At 71.8% G+C, this 18156-nt stretch carries 16 protein-coding genes; 9 read left to right on the top strand and 7 right to left on the bottom strand.

The window, feature by feature from the left end; translation table 11 throughout:
- Nucleotides 1-98: 98 nt before the first annotated feature.
- A complete protein-coding gene (locus HND91_RS18905; protein ID WP_181708169.1) occupies nt 99-674 on the bottom strand; it encodes a c-type cytochrome in 576 nt (191 codons plus the stop codon).
- Between the two features lie 396 nt (nt 675-1070).
- Between HND91_RS18905 and HND91_RS18900 the strand changes: the two genes are divergently transcribed.
- The 5 genes from HND91_RS18900 (at nt 1071) to HND91_RS18880 (ending at nt 9510) form a co-directional block, all read left to right on the top strand.
- Nucleotides 1071-2048, top strand: coding sequence for a tripartite tricarboxylate transporter substrate-binding protein (locus tag HND91_RS18900; protein WP_181708168.1), 978 nt, complete (start codon nt 1071-1073; stop codon nt 2046-2048).
- A 118-nt stretch (nt 2049-2166) separates the two neighbouring features.
- A complete protein-coding gene (locus HND91_RS18895) occupies nt 2167-2628 on the top strand; it encodes a tripartite tricarboxylate transporter TctB family protein (RefSeq protein WP_181708167.1) in 462 nt (153 codons plus the stop codon).
- 10 nt (nt 2629-2638) lie between these two features.
- Nucleotides 2639-4144, top strand: coding sequence for a tripartite tricarboxylate transporter permease (locus HND91_RS18890; protein ID WP_181708166.1), 1506 nt, complete (start codon nt 2639-2641; stop codon nt 4142-4144).
- Nucleotides 4145-4589: 445 nt separating this feature from the next.
- Complete coding sequence (locus HND91_RS18885; RefSeq protein WP_181708165.1) at nt 4590-8279, top strand: PAS domain S-box protein; 3690 nt, start codon at nt 4590-4592, stop codon at nt 8277-8279.
- A 169-nt stretch (nt 8280-8448) separates the two neighbouring features.
- Nucleotides 8449-9510 (top strand): fatty acid desaturase, encoded by a 1062-nt coding sequence (locus HND91_RS18880; RefSeq protein ID WP_181708164.1) that lies wholly within the window; start codon nt 8449-8451, stop codon nt 9508-9510.
- An 18-nt stretch (nt 9511-9528) separates the two neighbouring features.
- Here the strand turns inward: HND91_RS18880 and HND91_RS18875 are convergent, their stop codons facing one another.
- A complete protein-coding gene (locus HND91_RS18875; protein ID WP_181708163.1) occupies nt 9529-9936 on the bottom strand; it encodes a hypothetical protein in 408 nt (135 codons plus the stop codon).
- A 294-nt stretch (nt 9937-10230) separates the two neighbouring features.
- Between HND91_RS18875 and rpsU the strand changes: the two genes are divergently transcribed.
- Nucleotides 10231-10515: a 30S ribosomal protein S21 gene (rpsU, locus tag HND91_RS18870; RefSeq protein ID WP_181708162.1), complete on the top strand. Its 285-nt coding sequence runs from the start codon at nt 10231-10233 to the stop codon at nt 10513-10515.
- A 228-nt stretch (nt 10516-10743) separates the two neighbouring features.
- Here rpsU and HND91_RS18865 read toward each other — a convergent pair whose 3' ends face one another.
- From HND91_RS18865 to HND91_RS18845, 5 genes are all read right to left on the bottom strand, one after another.
- Nucleotides 10744-11136 carry a DUF6481 family protein gene (locus HND91_RS18865; RefSeq protein ID WP_181708161.1) on the bottom strand — a complete coding sequence of 131 codons (393 nt, stop codon included), beginning with the start codon at nt 11134-11136 and terminating at the stop codon, nt 10744-10746.
- A gap of 110 nt (nt 11137-11246) precedes the next feature.
- Nucleotides 11247-11513, bottom strand: a complete 267-nt coding sequence (locus HND91_RS18860; RefSeq protein ID WP_181708160.1) for a hypothetical protein — start codon at nt 11511-11513, stop codon at nt 11247-11249.
- A gap of 156 nt (nt 11514-11669) precedes the next feature.
- The gene (locus HND91_RS18855) at nt 11670-11867 is read right to left on the bottom strand and encodes a hypothetical protein (RefSeq protein ID WP_181708159.1); all 198 of its coding nucleotides are present in this window, start codon (nt 11865-11867) and stop codon (nt 11670-11672) included.
- Nucleotides 11868-12112: 245 nt separating this feature from the next.
- Nucleotides 12113-12337, bottom strand: a complete 225-nt coding sequence (locus HND91_RS18850; protein ID WP_181708158.1) for a hypothetical protein — start codon at nt 12335-12337, stop codon at nt 12113-12115.
- Between the two features lie 103 nt (nt 12338-12440).
- Nucleotides 12441-12650, bottom strand: coding sequence for a cold-shock protein (locus HND91_RS18845; protein ID WP_181708157.1), 210 nt, complete (start codon nt 12648-12650; stop codon nt 12441-12443).
- A gap of 467 nt (nt 12651-13117) precedes the next feature.
- Here HND91_RS18845 and HND91_RS18840 point away from each other — a divergent pair, with 467 nt between their 5' ends.
- From HND91_RS18840 to HND91_RS18830, 3 genes are all read left to right on the top strand, one after another.
- Nucleotides 13118-14557 (top strand): vanadium-dependent haloperoxidase, encoded by a 1440-nt coding sequence (locus HND91_RS18840; RefSeq protein ID WP_246329580.1) that lies wholly within the window; start codon nt 13118-13120, stop codon nt 14555-14557.
- Between the two features lie 2 nt (nt 14558-14559).
- Nucleotides 14560-16167 (top strand): CRTAC1 family protein, encoded by a 1608-nt coding sequence (locus HND91_RS18835; protein ID WP_181708156.1) that lies wholly within the window; start codon nt 14560-14562, stop codon nt 16165-16167.
- A gap of 190 nt (nt 16168-16357) precedes the next feature.
- Complete coding sequence (locus HND91_RS18830) at nt 16358-17884, top strand: phospholipase D-like domain-containing protein (RefSeq protein ID WP_181708155.1); 1527 nt, start codon at nt 16358-16360, stop codon at nt 17882-17884.
- Nucleotides 17885-18156 lie beyond the last annotated feature (272 nt).

The raw sequence follows: 18156 nt of genomic DNA, 5'->3' as shown, positions 1-18156 counted from the left end.
CAATGGATGTGCAGCTCGCATTTAACATTTTTTGTCTGCGACGAACCATGGGGGAAGCGTCGGCCCGTGGCGGCGGTTCCGTTCAAGGCGCCGGACCTTCACCGCAAGGTGTACAGGAAAGCCGCGATGTCGCGCGCTTCGCGCTCGCTCGCCCCGGTGGCCGGCATGTCGGCCTGCGGATCGACCGAGCGCGGGTCCCTGATCCAGCGCACCAGCATGTCCGGCGTGTTGTAGGCCGTCCCGCCCAGGAACAGACGCCCGGCGTGCCCGCCGAGGTTGGGGCCCACCGAGCCGTCGGCCCCGCCGACGCCCGGGATCGTGTGGCAGTAGATGCAGGCGTGGGCGCGCAGGAGGGCCCGCCCGGCCTCCGGGTCGCCGCCGGTCAGCCGGATGGCTCGCGCCGTGTCCGCCGGGTCCGGCACGGCCGGCAGCAGGGCGACGCCGAGGCCCGCCGCGAACCCGGCCGCGGCGACGGCCGCCAAGATCGCCGTCCCCGTCCCGCTTCGCCTCGGTCCGGACGCGGCGCCGGTGGCGGACGCGGCGCCGGTGACGGGCGCGGCGCCGGTGACCGGCGCGGACCGGACCGCTCCCGCCGCCTCGCCGGCCGGCGCGGGCCCGCGCCGCGGCCAGGCCGCCACCAGAAGGCCCGCCACCCCGGCCAGAAGAGCGATCATCCCTGTCCGCCGCTCCATTCCCGCCTCCCGAATGGCCCGCCTTCGGCCGCCTGCCGGAGCCCCGACGCGGCGTTGACGCGCCGCCGGCCCGGGGCATCCGGGCGGGGCGTCGCCGGCGTGCCCGATCCTTGGGCAGAACACCGCGATCCGGCCGGCTGTTCCGACCAGTCAGGCGCCGGCATCAGGCGCGACCGACCCTCGGGACAGGCGGGCGGCGGCGGTCCGGCGGCCACCCGTCCGCGCGGCCGGACTCTCGCGTTTTTTCGCCGATATGTCAAAAGAATGCATCGACTGCGGAAAACCACAGCTTTACGTTTCCGGCCTGACGGCTTCGAATGACCGATCCGCCATGGGACTCCGGGCATGGCGAAACAGAAGATGAATGGGAGGAAGGGAATGACGTCGTTCTTCAGGATGGCTGGCCTTGCGGCCGGCGTATGGCTCGCCGCGACCTCGGCAGAGGCTCAGTCCTTCCCCGAACGCCAGATCACCATGATCGTCCCGTTCGCGGCCGGCGGGCCCACCGACACGGTCGGGCGGCTCATCGCCGAGAAGATGTCGGCCGACCTCGGCCAGCAGATCATCGTGGAGAACGTGGGCGGCGCCGGCGGCACGCTCGGCGCGGGCCGGACCGCCTCCGCGGAGGCGGACGGCTACACCATGCTCCTCCACCACATCGGCATGGCGACCAGCGCCACCCTCTACCGCAAGCTCGCCTACGATCCCCTCAACGACTTCGACTACGTCGGCCTCGTCACCGAGGTGCCGATGACCATCGTGGCGCGCAAGGACTTCGAGCCCGCCGACATGAAGGCCTTCGTCTCCTACGTGAAGGAGAACGCCGACCAGATCACGCTCGCCAACGCCGGCATCGGCGCCGCGTCGCACCTGTGCGGCATGCTGCTCATGTCCGCGCTCGAGGCGCCCATCGTGACCGTCCCGTACAAGGGCACGGGCCCGGCCATGACCGACCTCCTCGGCGGCCAGGTCGACATCATGTGCGACCAGACCACCAACACGACCGAGCAGATCAAGGGCGGCACGATCAAGGGCTACGCGGTCACGACGCCGGAGCGCCTCGCCATCTTCCCGGACATGCCCACTGCCGCCGAGGGCGGCCTCGAGGGGTTCGAGGTTTCGGTCTGGCACGGCATCTACGTGCCGAAGGGCACCCCGGCCGACGTGACCTCGCGGCTCTCCGCCTCGCTCCAGAAGGCTCTTGCGGACCCGGAGATCGCGAACCGCCTGGGCGAGCTCGGCACCACCCCGTCGCCCGCAGCCGATGCGACGCCCGAGGCGCTGAAGGCCAAGCTGGAATCCGAGATCGCCCGCTGGAAGCCGGTCATCGAGGCGGCCGGCGTCTACGCCGACTGACGAGCGCGCCCCGGCGCCACCGGCGCCGGGGCTCTTTCCCGAAGCGCCCCGGCCGCAGCGCCGGGGCGCGTCTCTCCGGCGCGTTCGGCGCGTCCTCGCGGGGCTGGATCCGATCTCCATGGAAGGCAAACGCATCGACAAGGCCGACGCGATCGCGGGCGGCCTCTTCGTCCTGTTCGGGATCCTGTTCGGCCTGCAGGCGCTGAACCTCGATCTCGGCACCGCCTTGCGGATGGGGCCGGGCTATTTCCCGCTCATCCTCTCCGGCCTCCTCGTCCTCTTCGGCCTCGTCATCCTCGGCGGCGCGGTCCAGTCCGACGGCGAGCCGATCGGCCGGCTCGCCTGGCGCGGCATGCTGTTCATCCTGCCGGCGCCGATCGTGTTCGGCCTCACCGTCCGCGGCGCCGGCTTCGTGCCGGCGGTCTTCCTGGCCGCCTTCACGGCCGCGCTCGCCTCCAGGCGCATGTCGCTTCTCCAGGCGGTGCTGCTCGCGGTCGCCGTCACGATCTTCTCCACGCTCGTGTTCAGCTACGCCCTCAGCCTTCCCTTCCGCCGCTTCGGCCCGTGGCTTCCCTTCTGAGGCGCGCCCCATGGAACTCCTGTCCGACCTCGCCCTCGGCTTCGCGACGGCCGCCAGCCCGGCGAACCTCCTGTTCTGCCTGATCGGCGTCATCCTCGGCACGCTCATCGGCGTGCTGCCGGGCATCGGCGCCACGGCCACCATCGCGATGCTGCTGCCGATCACCTTCCAGCTGGAGCCGGTGTCCTCGCTCATCATGCTGTCGGGCATCTACTACGGCGCCCAGTACGGCGGCTCCACCACGGCCATCCTGATCAACATGCCGGGGGAGTCCTCCTCCGCCGTCACGGCCATCGACGGCTACCAGATGGCGCGCGCCGGCAAGGCCGGCACGGCGCTCGCGGTCGCGGCGCTCGGCTCCTTCTTCGCCGGTTCGGTGGCGACGCTCCTCGTCGCCATCTTCGCGCCGCTCCTCACCGTCATCGCGCTGAAGTTCGGCGCGGCGGAATACTTCTCGCTCATGGTGCTCGGCCTCGTGTCGGCCATCGCGCTCGCCCACGGGTCCGTCCCCAAGGCCCTCGCCATGGTGACGCTCGGCCTCCTGCTCGGCCTCGTCGGCACGGACATCTACACCGGCACGCCCCGCTTCACCATGGACCTGCCGGAGTTCGCCGACGGGCTGAACTTCGTGGCGCTGGCGGTCGGCCTGTTCGGCATCGCCGAAATCCTCCGCAACCTCGAAGGCGACCAGGACCGGACGGTCATCGGCGCCAGCCTCAGCGGCCTCTGGCCGTCGCGCGAGGACCTCGGCCGGATGGTCGGCCCCATGGTGCGCGGCACGGCGATCGGCTCCGTGCTCGGCATCCTGCCGGGCGGCGGCGCGGTGCTCGCGGCCTTCGCGTCCTACACGGTCGAGAAGAAGATGTCGAAGACGCCCGAGGCCTTCGGCAAGGGCGCCGTGGAGGGCGTCGCCGGCCCGGAATCGGCCAACAACGCCGGGGCGCAGACGTCCTTCATCCCGCTCCTCACCCTCGGCATCCCGGCCAATCCGGTGATGGCGCTGATGATCGGCGCCATGATCATCCAGGGCATCGTCCCCGGCCCGAACGTCGCCACGGAACAGCCGGCCCTGTTCTGGGGCATCATCGCGTCCATGTGGATCGGCAACCTGATGCTGATCGTCCTCAACCTGCCGATGATCGGCCTCTGGGTGAAACTCCTGAAGGTGCCCTACAAGGTCCTCTTCCCGATCATCATGGCCTTCTGCTCCATCGGGGTCTACAGCGTCAACTCGAACACCTTCGACCTCTTCGCCGTCGCGGCCTTCGGCCTCCTCGGCTACGTGCTCCTGAAGCTCCGGTGCGAGCCGGCGCCGCTGCTCCTCGGCTTCGTGCTCGGCCCCATGCTGGAGGAGAACCTCCGCCGCGCCATGATCCTCGGCCGCGGCGACCCGAGCGTGTTCGTCACCCGGCCGATCAGCCTCGTCCTCCTTCTCCTAGCGGTCGCGGTGCTGGCGGTCGTGCTGCTGCCGCAGGTCCGGCGCAAGCGCGACGAGGTGTTCGTCGAGGAGGGCTGACGAAGCCCCGGAGCCACCCGGTCCCGACCGGCGCCGGGGCCCGGTCGGCGCCGGGACCCGGCCGGTCCGGCCCGGTCCGTCCAAGTCCGGCCAAGTTGACCCAGACCGGCCGAACGCCGCCTCGATCCTTGCCCGGAGCCCGTTTGCCCCGTCCCGGTCCGCCGTGTCCGCGCCCTGGTGCCGTCTCCTGGTGGATTCTCCTGATCCTTAAATATGCAAATCACATGCAAATGGACCCGATCTGAGCTATGACGCGTCGGCCGCGTGGGGCGTTGGCGGGGGCGGGGTCGAACCGCGGTCCGGAACCGGCCCTCACATCGCGTCGGCCCGCCGTCCCGGCGTCCTGTCGCGCCGCCCGGATCGCAATGCGGCCGCGCGAGTTCTCTTGAGCGGCCGATCGGCGGGCCGAGACGCGACCGTGACGGACGAGAACCACAGGACACCCATGACGCGGCCAGTCGACAGCGACGACGTTTTTCCGGGCATCCTCGGAGAGACCGCGGCCCTCCTCCGGGATCACGACTGGTCCCGCTCCCCTCTCGGGCATCCGGCCTCATGGCCCGCGGCCCTGAAGACCGCGACCGGGCTGATGCTCACGTCCCGGTTCCCCATGTTCCTGGCCTGGGGGCCGGACCTCGTCTTCCTCTACAACGACGCCTACGCGGAGATCCTCGGCGGCAAGCATCCGGCCGCCATGGGCGCCCGGTTCGCCGACATCTGGGCCGAGATCTGGGACGACGTCGGGCCCCTCGCCGAAGCCGCCGTGGCCGGGCGCTCGGTCTACCGTCGCGACCTGCCGCTCGTCATGAACCGGCACGGGCACGAGGAGCGGACCTGGTTCACCTTCTCCTATTCGCCCCTCGCCGACGAGGCGGGCGACACCCGCGGCATGTTCTGCGCCGTCACGGAGACGACCGAGCAGGTGCTCGCCAGGGCCCGGCAGGAGTTTCGCCTCGGCCTCGACGACCGGCTTCGCCACATGGCGGACCCGGAGGAGATCAAGGCGGCCGCCGCCGCGCACCTCGGCGTCCATCTGGGCGCCGGGCGGGTCGGCTACGCCGAGGTGGAGGAGACCGGGACGCACCTCGTCGTGGAGGCGGATTGGACCGACGGATCGATGGCGAGCGTCGCCGGACGCCATCACCTGGACGCTTTCGGGCCGCCGATCATCGGCGAACTGCGGGCGGGGCGGACCATGAGCGTCGACGACGTCGACGCCGACCCGAGGCTCTCCCCCGCCGCCGCGGCGGCCTTCGCGGCCATTGGCACCCGCTCCGTGCTCGCCGTGCCGCTGATCAAGGAGGGCCGCTTCCTGGCCCTCCTCTACATCCACCACCACGCGCCGCGCCGCTGGTCGGCCGAGGACAGGCTGCTCACCGAGGACATCGCCGAGCGGACCTGGTCCGCCGTGGAGCGGGCGCGCGCCGCCCAGGCGCTGAAGGAGAGCGAGGCGCATCTCCGCAACACGGTGGAGCTCAACCCGCAGGCGCCCTGGACCTGCGACACGTCCGGCAGGATCACCTCCTACACCGCCCGCTGGCTGGAGATGACCGGCCAGGCGCCGGGCGAACCGCTCGGCGACGGCTGGCGGAACGCGGTCTGGCCCGACGACCTCCCGGGCACCCTGGAGCGGTTCGGCCGATCCCTCGCCTCCGGCGAGCCGGTCGACGTGGAGTACCGGATCCGTCGCAAGGGCGCGGCCGACCCGCGCTGGGTGCGCGCCCGCGCCTATCCGCTCCGGGACGAGACCGGCGCCATCACCCGCTGGTACGGACTCGTCGAGGACGTGCACGACCGCAAGGTGGCGGAACTGCGCCTGCGCCAGAGCGAGGAGCAGTTGAGGCTCGCCACCGAGGCCGCGGAGGTGGGCTTCTGGGACGTGGACGAGGTGAACGACGTCCTGTTCTGGCCGCCGCGGGTGAAGGCCATGTTCGGCATCTCGCCGGACGTGCCGGTCACCATGGCGGACTTCTACGCCGGCCTCCACGCGGACGACCGCGAGGCGGTCGCGGCCGCCTACGCGTCGGCCACCGACCCGGCGCGCCGGGCGGCCTATGACGTGGAGTACCGCACGGTCGGCAAGGAGGACGGGATCGTCCGCTGGGTGGCCGCCAAGGGCCGCGGCCTCTTCGACGACGAGGGCCGGTGCCTGCGCGTCCTCGGCACCGCCATCGACATCACCCGGCGGAAGGCGATTGAGGAGGAGCTCCGCCGCCTCAACGAGGACCTGGAATCCCAGGTGGCCGAGCGCACCGCCGAGCGCGACCAGATCTGGCGCCTCAGCCGCGACCTCATGTGCGTCGCGCGAACCGACGGCACCCTCCTCAGCGTCAACCCGGCCTGGGAGCGGGTGCTCGGCTGGCCGGCGGACTGGCTGGAGGGGCGGAACGCCGCCGAGATCAAGCACCCGGACGACGCCGAGCGCACGGCCGCGGAGCTCAGCCGGCTCGCCTCCGGCGAGCCCACCAGCGTGTTCGAGGATCGCTACCGCCACAAGGACGGCACGTGGCGCTGGATCTCCTGGGCCATCCAGCCCTATGGCGGCCTCATCTACTGCATCGGGCGCGACGTGACCGAGGACAAGGCCGTCAGCCAGGCCCTCCAGGCCGCCGAGACCGCCCGCAAGGAGGCCGACGCCCTCTACCGGGCCTATTTCGAGAATACGCCCGAGGCCCTGTTCGTGGTCCAGATCGACGAGAGCGACGACTTCCGGGTTGAGCAGATGAACCCCGCCCACCAGGCCACCATGGGCATGCGCCTCGCCGACGTGGTCGGCCGGCGCATCGTCGACATCCTGCCGGCCGAGGCGGCCCGGAAGGCGATCGCCGGCTACCGCGAGGCGATCAGGACGCGCGCCGCCCACCACTACCGGGAAAACTTCGAGCTGCCGGGCGGCGTCGAATACTGGGACAGCGTCCTGATGCCGGTCGCCTCGGAGACCGGCCGCATAACCCGGGTGATCGGGTCCGGCCGGAACGTCACCGCCCAGGTCCGTGCCGAGGAGGCGCTCCGCCAGGCCCAGAAGATGGAGGCGGTCGGCCAGCTGACCGGCGGCATCGCGCACGACTTCAACAACGTGCTCGGCGCCGTCGTGGGCGCGCTCGACCTCATTCGTCGCAAGCCCGGCGACGAGGACCGGGTCCGTCGCTTCGCCGAGGCGGCCCTGGAGACCGCCGAGCGCGGCGCCAAGCTCACCGCCCAGCTTCTGGCCTTCTCGCGCGCCCAGCGGCTGGAGCTGAAGCCCGTCGCCGTCGCCGACCTCCTCGCCGGCATCAGCGATCTCCTCGCCCGCACCCTCGGCCCGCTGGTGCGGGTGCAGCTGCGGCTCGACGGCGACGGCGCCGTGCTGTCCGATCCGACCCAGCTGGAGATGGCCGTGCTGAATCTCGCCATCAACGCGCGCGACGCCATGCCTTCCGGCGGCGAGCTCGTCATCGGCACGCGCGCGGTGGCCGTGACGGCCGACGCCGAGATGACGGCCGGCGAGTATGTGGAGATCTACGTGTCCGACACCGGCACCGGCATGCCGCCGGAGATCCTGTCGCGGGCGTTCGACCCTTTCTTCTCCACCAAGGGCGTCGGCAAGGGCACCGGCCTCGGCCTCAGCCAGGTCTACGGCATCGCCCGCCAGGCCGGCGGCACCGTCCGCATCGAGAGCGAGGTCGGCAAGGGCACCACCGTCCGGGTCTACCTGCCGCGCACCGGCGAGGCGGTCGGCCGCGCCGAGCCCGCCGAGGATCCGGTCGCGCCGTCCCGGCGGACCGCCCGCATCCTGGTGGTCGACGACGACCGGGACGTGCGCCGCATCCTCGCCGCCTCGCTGGAGGCGCTCGGCCACGCCGTGGAGGCCGCCGAGGACGGCCCCGCCGGTCTCCGGCGGATCGAGGACCGGCGGCCGGACCTCCTGATCCTCGACTTCGCGATGCCGGGCATGAACGGGGCCGAGGTCGCGAGGGCCGCCCGCCAGCGCCACCCGGACCTGCCGATCATCTTCGCCAGCGGCTACGCCGACACGGCGGCCATCGACGCCCTGGCGACCGGCATCCCCATGCTGCGCAAGCCGTTCCGGATCGCGGATCTGCAGGCGCTGGTGGACGACGCGCTGGCGTCCGCCCGCACCGCCGACCCCGCCTGAGGCCGGCCCGCACGGCGCGCCGGCGCCACGTCCGGATGCCGCCGCCGGGCGGCGCGCGCCGACCCTTGAGGCGGTCCAGGCCGGCCGGCGGACTCACCCGTGCGAAAAATCAGCCGCGACCGCCGAAAGAAGAGGTGCGGGCGACGGATGTCGGATATGGTCCGCCGCCATGACATTTCACACCGTTCCGACCCTTTCCGCCGACGCCGTCGCAGACGCGCGTCCCGCCGACGCCGTCGCAGACGCCCGTCGCTGGCCCAAGATCCTTGTCGCCTACCGGGCGCCGAGCCACGCCCGCAGCATCCTGGAGATCATCGTCACCGCCGTCCCGCTGGCGCTCCTCTGGGCCGCCATGTGGGCGTCGCTCCAGGTGGGCTACTGGCGCACGCTGCTTCTGGCCGTTCCGGCGGCCGGCCTCCTGGTGCGGCTCTTCATCATCCAGCACGACTGCAGCCACGGCGCCTTCTTCCGCACCCGCGCGGCCAACGACTGGGTGGGCCGGGTTATCGGCGTCCTGACGCTCACGCCGCACGACGTCTGGCGCCGCACCCACGCCATCCACCATGCCTCGTCCGGCAACCTGGACCTGCGGGGCATCGGCGACGTGGACACGCTCACCGTCCGCGAATACCGCGCCCGCACGTGGGCCGGCCGCCTGCGCTACCGGCTCTACCGCCACCCGCTGGTGATGTTCGTTCTCGGGCCGACCTACCTGTTCGTCGTGCAGCACCGGCTGCCCGTCGGCCTCATGCGCGCCGGCGCCGAACCCTGGGTCAGCGCCATGGCGACCAACGCCGGCATCCTGGCCGTCGCCACCGGCCTCGCCTGGCTGGTCGGCCTGGAGGCCTTCCTGCTCGTCCAGGCGCCGATCACCATCATCGGCGCCACGATCGGCGTCTGGCTCTTCTACGTCCAGCACCAGTTCGACGAAACCACCTGGGACAAGGGCGCCGACTGGAGCCATCCGGAAGCGGCTCTCCACGGCAGCTCGCACTACGACCTGCCGGCGCCGCTGCGCTGGTTCACCGGGAACATCGGCATCCATCACGTGCACCACCTGTGCAGCCGCATCCCCTTCTACCGGCTGCCGGAGGTGCTGGACCGCCATCCCGAACTGGCGTCCATCGGCCGCCTGACGCTCCTCGAGAGCCTCGCGTGCGTCCGCCTGGTGCTCTGGGACGAGGCGGGCCGGCGCCTGGTGAGCTTCCGCGACGCCGCGGCGGCGGCCTGACCCGCCGCTGCCGGGGCGTCAGCGCAGGGCGCTGTAGCTGTCGGCCCGGCGGGTCCGCGTCGCCACCGCCAGCACGCCGCCGGCCTTGTCGAGCGCCGTCATCGTCCAGGTGTAGTCGCCGAGCCGGCAGGGCGAGCGGGCCATCAGGCTGTCGGCCGAAATCTCGTGCTCGCCCGTGAAGGCCACGTCGCCGCCGCCGTAGTCGGACGCGGCGTCGCCGTTGGACAGTTCCAGGCGGAGCACGGCGGTCTCCCGGGGCACGTGCGACAGTGTGATCACCGGGTTCCGCGGCGCGTCCCGGCAGAAGCTCACCGCGTGCCAGGCGAAGTCGATCGACATGGCGTCGGCAAAGGCCGGCGCCGGAGCGAGGGCGGCGGCCGGCGCGAGGGCGGCGGCCACAAGAGCCCCGCGAACAAACGTTTTCATTATGATGCCTTCGGCCTCGCAGATCTGAAGGCCGCCCTCTTCATAGCACAGCTCCAGGCCGGATTCGGATCTATTTGCCGTATTCGGAGCAGAAGCCGGCGCCCGGCGGCCTGCATTTCTGAGGAAAATCCAGGCGGACGGCCGCTTTCTTCTACCCGCGCGCCGGAAGGTCGGCGGAGCCGGTCACGAGGATTTGCTGGTCTTCAGGCGAATTGATGATATGGTCGCCGCTCAGCATCGGCCCGCGCCATCGCTGAACGACCCGAAACAGGCGCGCGGCATTAAGGGGATGTTTTGCAAGTACTTGTACGAGACAACAATGTCGAGCAGGCGCTCAAGGTTCTGAAGAAGAAGCTCCAGCGCGAAGGCGTCTTTCGCGAGATGAAGCAGCGCCGCGCCTACGAGAAGCCTTCCGAGCGCAAGACCCGCGAGAAGGCCGAAGCGGTTCGCCGCACCAAGAAGGCCGCCCGCAAGCTCGCTCAGCGCGAGGGGCTTCTGCCCGGGCCGAAGAAGCGGGTTCGTCCGGACGGCCGGCGTCCCGCCGCGGCCATGCCGGCCACCGCCTCCACCGCCGGCTGAGACCGCCGGCCGAGCGCCTGCGATCGGCGAGCGTCGTCGGACCTCGTCGATCCAGGGCCGCCCGACCCGGCCGGATGGAGGGCCGACGACCCGTCCGGCCCGGCTCGCCCCTCGGCAAGCCCCCCGGCAAGCCCATAGTCGAAAGGGCCCGCCAGGCGGGCCCCTCCCGTATCTTCCCGTTCACGCGATTGACTGGCGGAGCGTTTTGCCGGTCGCGGACGGCTCCCGTCAGCGGCGCGCCTTGCGGGCCGCATAGCGGGCGTCCCGCTGCGCCTTGCGCTCGGCCTCGTCGGCCACCACGCGGCGGGCGCGATCGCGATCGGCCTGCTGGCGCGCATCGGCTTCCGCCCGCGCCTCGGCCTCCTGCGCGGCGCGTTCCGCTTCCCGCGCCTTCTCCTCTTCGGCCTTCAGGGCTTCCTCGGCCGCGCGGACGGCGGCGGCTTCGGCCGCCTTGGCGGCGAGGCGCTCGGCGCGCGCCTCGTTCACCGCCTGCCGCTCGGCGGCGCGGGCGACCACGGCCGGATCGTCCGCCGCCGGGCGGTTCTTGAACTTCTCCAAGAGCAGCGCCTTCGCGGCGTCAGCGGTCTTCCGGCGTTCGGCGAGATCGGCGACTTTCTTCATGTGTGCTGTAGACCTTTTGTCCATGGCGGGCTCCGCCGCCGGGGTGGCGACGGCTGTCGGGTGAGAGACGGAGGGGAGGGCGCGGTCCGGGGGCGGACGCGCGGCGACGGTCAGGCCGTTCCGGCCTTGACCTTCTTGGCGGCGGCCTTTTTGGCAGGCGCCTTGCCGTCGGCCTTGTCGGCCGCCTTGGCGCGCGGCTTCGGCTTCGCCGGTCCGGCTTCGGCGCGACGGCCCTGCTCGGCCTCGATCAGCGGCAAGGCCTCGGTGGCCTGCTGCTTCTGCTTGACCGTGCCGTGTTCAACGAGCCGTATCGCGTTGATCCGCATGGTGGCGAGTGCGTCGGAATCCAGGTCCGGCAGCATTTCCAGGATCTTCATGGCGCCTCCTCGGCGTAGCCGGCGGCCGCGGGGGCGGACCGTCCGGAAGCGGCAGCCATGGCTGCCGGGGCCCGCATCAGCGCGGGGCTGGCCCGCCCGGCGGCATGCCGGACGCGGCGGAAAGGGCGGCGGCCCGCGCAGGTCCGCCGGGGTGCGTCAGCCGGCGGCCGGCTTCAGGCGGCTGTGCGATTCACGGCGCAGCCGCCGATCGACCTCGCTCTCGATCACATAGGTCGGATCGTCGCTGTCCATCTCGTGGCGGCGCAGCACCGTGTAGACGTCGCCGGCGCCTTGCGCCGCCGCGAACGGTGTGGCGAGTCGGACGGATTGGCCGACCTCATAAGCCTTGGTCATGATGTTCAAACTCCGCTTCATCGTGCCGGCGGCCGGTTCGGGCGCTCGGAGAAAAGCCGCTCATGGGTGAGCCGCTCCAGGGTGAACGCTCTGATCGCGTCGCTCTCGTCGCGGCCCCTTTCGGTCCGGCTTCTCTCGATCCTGCCGTTCGGTATGCGGCCGCCGAGGGCGCCGGATCCGATGGAGGCGGCTGCCGCCCGAAAGGCGGCCGCTCGCGGCAGGGCTGCACCGGCGCCGCCGGCGGGTCAGGACCGCCCGGCGCGGCGGATCACCTTGATCGGCGCCGGCGGGATCCCGGACTGCTCGGCGATCTGCCGATCCTGCTCCTCGATCACCCCGCGGGCCGGCTCGTCGCCGTCCAGCCCACCCAGGATGTCCGAGGGGACGCGGCGGTTGGACCGCTGGCTGCCGTCCTGGTAGATCACGTCGAACAGGACGAATTCGGACTTGCTTTTCGGCTTTCGAGCCATTCACCACCTCGTGTGAAACGCGAGCCGGCGACGACGCGAGTTGCCGGCCCGACGGAAGCCGGGCCGGCCGATCCGCGCGTCGCGTGCGCGGACTTGAGCGAACTCAGGCGTTCTGCAGGTTCGACGCGGCCGACTTGCCGGTCCGGCGGTCGGCTTCGATGTCGAACGAAAGCTTCTGGCCTTCAACGAGGCTGCGCATGCCTGCGCGCTCCACCGCCGACACGTGGACGAACACGTCCGGGCCGCCGGCGTCCTGCTCGATGAAGCCGAACCCCTTCTGGGTGTTGAAGAACTTGACGGTACCAGTGGCCATGGTGGCCTCCCTTGAACAACGCAATAAAACCGACGGCGCACGACTGCGCGTCGAGCGGAGCGACCACCGCCCCGCCTGATCCGAATCCAGCGATGTCAAGAAAAAGCCGTAGGGCTGATCAGCGACGAGCCAATTTTCGAACGAGGTATACATAAGTCATTCGGCCGTGTTTCGCAACCGAAACCGGATTTTTCTAATCGACGAGCGCCGAATTTAATTTTTCAATTCTGCCGGAACCCGCCGAAGCTCACCGGCATGTCTGGCGCCGTGGAAGGCTGAACGCCGCGCTTCAGGCGGGGCGCTCAGGCCGTGCGCCGCGCCGCGCCGCCCGTCGTCTGCGGCTGGCGCCGTCCCGGCCATCGCTCCCGCTCCACGTCCGCGACGCGCGCGGGAGCTGTGGCCGAGCCGTGGACTTGCCGCTAAGATGAGCCGGCGCCGCGCACCACGGTCCGCGGGCTCCGCGTCACATGGACAAGAAGAACGACCGGCCGATGCTGTCCCCCCACGCTTGCGCGCGCTCCCGTCGGGCGCGCGTCTCCCGTATCCTGGCGCTGCGGCCATCCCGGACGCCGTGGCTGCCGAAGGCGGTGCGGTCAGCGCTCCTGGCCGCCTGCCTCTGCCTTTTCGCCGGCTGGTCGGCCATGGGCGCGGCCGCGGCGGCCGGCCCGTCGAAGGAGACACCGGAAGCGATCCTCAAGACCCGCTACCAGCTGGTGCTGGAACTCGTGCGGCACACGCCCACCTATTCGCCGCCCGTCGCCAGCCGGTCCTTCGCCTACCTGGCGGTCACCGCCTTCGAGGCGGCCGCGTCCGGGTCGCCGCGCCTGAAGTCCCTGGCGGGCCAGCTGAACGGGCTCGCGCCCGTCCCCGCCCGCGAGCCCGGCGCCGTCTACGACGAGGCGGTCGTCCTGGAGGCGGCGCTCGCAGACGCCACCCGGAGCTTCTTCCAGAACACCGGGCCGACCGGCCAGCGCGCGATCACCATGATCGCGAGGCAGCTCGGCGCCGCCGCCGCCGCGGGCGTGGCGGACGACGTGGTCGCCCGGAGCGCCGCCCACGGCCGGGCGGTCGCCGAGCACGTCCGCGCCTGGTCGCTCACGGATGGCGGCGCCGTGGTGGAGAACATGGGCTTCCCGCTCACCTACGCGGTCAGCCGGGAGCCCGGCCGCTGGGTGCCGACCAGCCTCATCCGCCAGCAGCAGGCGCCGCTCCTGCCGGCCTGGGGCGCCAACCGGCCGTTCGCCATGCCGACCGGCGCCGCCTGCGACCTTCCCCCGCCGCCGGCCTATGACGAGACGCCCGGCTCTCCCTTCTACGAGGAGGCGCGCGAACTCCATGCGGCGAGCGCGCGGCTGACCGCCGAGGAGCGCGCCATCGCGCGCTTCTGGGCCGACGACCCCATGCTGTCGCCGACGCCGCCCGGCCACTGGATCTCCATCGCGGTCCAGATCCTGGAGGCCGAGGGCGCCCCCCTGGAGCGCCGCCTCGACGTCCTCGCCCGGCTCGGCGTCGCGCTCGCCGACGCCTTCATCGGCTGCTGGCACACCAAGTACCGCTACGATACGGTCCGGCCCGTGACCGTCATCCGCAAGCTCTTCGACCCGGCGTGGGAGCCCATCATGGCGACGCCGCCGTTTCCGGAATTCCCCAGCGGCCACAGCACCCAGTCGGGCGCCGCCGCGGCCGTCCTCGCCGCCGCCTTCGGCGACCCGTACGCGTTCACGGACGCCACCCACGAGGCGGACGGCCTGCCGGCGCGGTCCTATCCGAGTTTCCGGGCCGCCGCCGAGGAGGCCGGCCTGTCGCGGTTTCATGGCGGCATCCACTTCCGGTCCGCCGTGACGGAGGGCCTGAAGCAGGGCGCCTGCATCGGCGCGCACGCGGTCCGACTCAGCACGTGGAGATGAGCATGCCTTCCCTGGTGGTCCGGTTCGCCGCCTGCCTCATCGCGGCTGCGGCGGCGGCGCCCGCCGAGGCCGGCGGCGGTCCTCTCGTGCCCCGGTTCGTCGACGAGACCGAGGCGTCCGGCATCCGGTCGGTCTATGCGGGCGACTGGGAATACATGGTCGGCGGCGGCGTCGCGGCGTTCGACTGCAGCGGCGACGGTTTCCCGGACCTCGTCTTCGCCGGCGGCACGGCGCCCGCCCGCCTCTACCGCAACGGCTCCGAACGCGGCGGGCCGCTGCGCTTCCAGGCCGTGGAGAGCGGCGTGGAGCTCGACCGGGTCACCGGCGTCTACCCGGTGGACATCGACGCCGACGACATCGACGACATCGTGCTTCTCAGAATCGGCGAGACCGTGGTCATGCGCGGTCTCGGCGGCTGCCGGTTCGAACGGGCCAACGAAGCCTGGACGTTCGAGGGCGGCGATGCCTGGACGAGCGCCTTCTCGGCCACCTTCGAGGCCGGATCCGCCTGGCCGACGCTCGCGATCGGAACCTACATCGACCTCGACAAGGGCGCCATGCCGTGGGGCAACTGCGCTGAAAACCGGCTGCATCGCCCACGCGTGGAGGGCGGCAGACCGGCCCGGGGCTTCGGCCCGCCGGTGCCGCTCGCGCCCAGCCACTGCGCGCTCTCCATGCTGTTCACCGACTGGAACCGCTCCGGCATCCCGTCGCTCAGGGTCTCCAACGACCGCGAATACTACAAGGGCGGCCAGGAACAGCTCTGGCGCGTCGAGCCCGGCAAGCCGCCCGCACTCTATACGGAGGCGGAGGGCTGGAAATCCCTCAGGATCTGGGGCATGGGCATCGCCGGCGCCGACCTCGACGGCGACGGCTTTCCGGAATACTTCCTGACCAGCATGGCGGACAACAAGCTGCAGACGCTGGCCGACCCGAAACCCTCCGCCGCCCCGGTCTATAAAGACGTCGCCTTCGCCCGCGGCGTCACCGCCCACCGCCCCTATGTGGGCGGCGACATCCGGCCGAGCACCGCGTGGCACGCGGACTTCCAGGACGTCAACAACGACGGTTTCGCCGATCTGTTCGTCGCCAAGGGCAACGTGGCCGAGATGCCCGATTTCGCCGCCGAGGATCCGAACAACCTCCTCCTCCAGGCGCCGGACGGCACCTTCGTGGAGGCGGGCGATCGCGCCGGGGTCGCCAGCACCAGGATCGGCCGGGGCGGCGCCCTCGTCGACCTCAACCTCGACGGCCTCGTCGACCTCGTGGTCGCGAACCGCTGGAAGGACGCCGAGATCTGGCGGAACACCACCGCCGGCGCCGGCCACTGGCTGCAGATCCGCCTCGCCGACGACCCGCCCAACCGCGACGCCATCGGCGCCTGGATCGAGGTCCGCCTGGCCGACCGGATCATCCGGCGCGAGGTCACCATCGGCGGCGGCCATGCGGGCGGCCAGCTCGGCTGGTGGCATTTCGGCCTCGGCGCGACCGCGACGCCGCAGGTCCGCGTTCTCTGGCCCGACGGCCGCGAGGGACCCTGGCAGGCCGTGGCGGGCGACAGTTTCCAGGTGATCGGACGCGACGGCCCGCCGCGCCCCTGGACGCCCTGACCGCGCGCCCGTCCGGCGGCCCGGCGGTCCCCCTCGCGCCGCCTGCGCGGTCCCTCGTCCTCCGGCCGGACGGTGGAACTCGGCTCAGGCTCCGCTTGTTGAACCCTGACATCCGCCTGACCGCCTGCCCGGCCCGCCTCGGCGAACCGCGCGGGCGGCCGGGCGACCGTCAGCGTCAGCGGGCCGCCCCATGGTTCTTGCCAGTTCTCCTCCCGTTCGCGACAGCCGGAGCCCCACCGGGCCGATCCTGGAGGTCGGGCGCAATTGCTGGCGGATCGCGCGCGCCGACCGTCTGTCCGTCATCATCGACGCGGCGAACTATTTCGCGGCCGTCCGCCAGGCCATCCTGGAGGCGCGGCACTCGGTCTACCTGATCGGCTGGGACTTCGACACCCGCGTCTCCCTGGACCCGGACGCGACCGACGGCGCCCCGAAGCGGTTGGGCCGGTTTCTCGACTGGATCGCCCGCACGCGGCCGGGGGTCAAGATCAGCCTCCTGAAGTGGGACATGGGCGTCCTCTTCTCCCTCGGCCGGGGGTCGACGCCCCTCTTCGTGCTCGACTGGATGACCCACGAGAACGTGCGCCTGAAGCTCGACGGCGCCCACCCGGCCACCGCCGCGCACCACCACAAGATCGTGGTGGTGGACGACGTGCTCGCCTTCTGCGGCGGCATCGACATCACCGCCGACCGGTGGGACACCCGCGACCACCTGGACGACGATCCGCGGCGACGGCGGCCGACCACGCGCCGACGCTACGGTCCCTGGCACGACGCCACCACCGCGGTCAGCGGCCCGGCCGCCGCCGCGCTCGGCGAGCTGGCGCGCGACCGCTGGCTGAAGGCGACCGGCGAACGGCTCGAGGCGCCGCCGCCGGCGCCGCCGATCTGGCCGGTCCATCTCGGTGGCGACTTCGACCGGGTGAACGTGGCCATCGCGCGGACGAACCCGGCCTACGACGGCCGGCCGGAGGTGCGCGAGATCGAGCGGCTCTATCTCGACGCGATCGCGGCGGCGCGCCGGTCGGTCTATCTGGAGAGCCAGTATTTCGCCTCCAAGGCGATCGCCGAGGCCATCGGGCGGCGGCTCGCGGAGCCGGACGGCCCGGAGTTCGTGATCGTCAATCCGCAGTCGGCGGACGGCTGGCTGGAGGAGGAGGTCATGGGCGGCGCCCGGGCGATCCTCCTCGAGCAGATCCGCGCCGTGGACCTCCAGGGCCGCTTCCGCCTCTACTATCCGGTCACCGAGAAAGGGCGGCCGATCTACGTCCACGCCAAGATCCTGATCGTGGACGACCGCATCCTGCGGGTCGGGTCGTCCAACCTGAACAACCGCTCCATGGGGTTCGACACCGAAAGCGACCTGGCGATCGAGGCGGGGCCGGACACCGGGCCCGACGATCCGGTCCGGGTCGCCATCCGGCGCCTGCGGGCGGATCTCCTCGCCGAACACCTCGGCGCGGACGCCGCCGCCGTGGAGACCACCCTCGCGCTGCAGGGCTCGCTCCTCGGCGCCGTCGAGATCCTCCGCGGCGCGGGGCGCAGCCTTCAGCCGTTAGAGCCGCCGGAGATCGGCGCGATCCAGCGCGAGCTCGCCGACCGCGCCCTGCTCGATCCGGCGACGGCGCGGCCGGCCGCGTCGCCCCTGAAACGCAGGTTGAGCCGCCTCCGGCTGCCGCGTCGGCCCGGCCGGACCACCGCCGGCCGCGGGGCGTGAGCCCCGGCGCCGAACGCGACACCCCCCACGACACCCCCTACGACACCCACGACGACCCGCGCCCGTCGCCGGTCCGAAAACCGCGGAAAACCGCCTTCTATCGGCTTTCGTGTCGGTTTTTTGAATTGGCGTGTTGACAGGCGGCGGGAGGGGGGACTATATCAGCGCCATCGACGGCGGCGCTGCGGCGACGCGGTGCCGGCGGGAATGGTCGTCTCCGGATCGACGCTTCGAGGCAGCAAGCCTGAAGGGTCTCCGGTCTCGAAGGGGTC

Source organism: Chthonobacter rhizosphaerae, assembly GCF_013839525.1.
Taxonomy (GTDB): domain Bacteria; phylum Pseudomonadota; class Alphaproteobacteria; order Rhizobiales; family Pleomorphomonadaceae; genus Chthonobacter; species Chthonobacter rhizosphaerae.
This window is presented reverse-complemented; position numbering and strand designations above follow the sequence as displayed.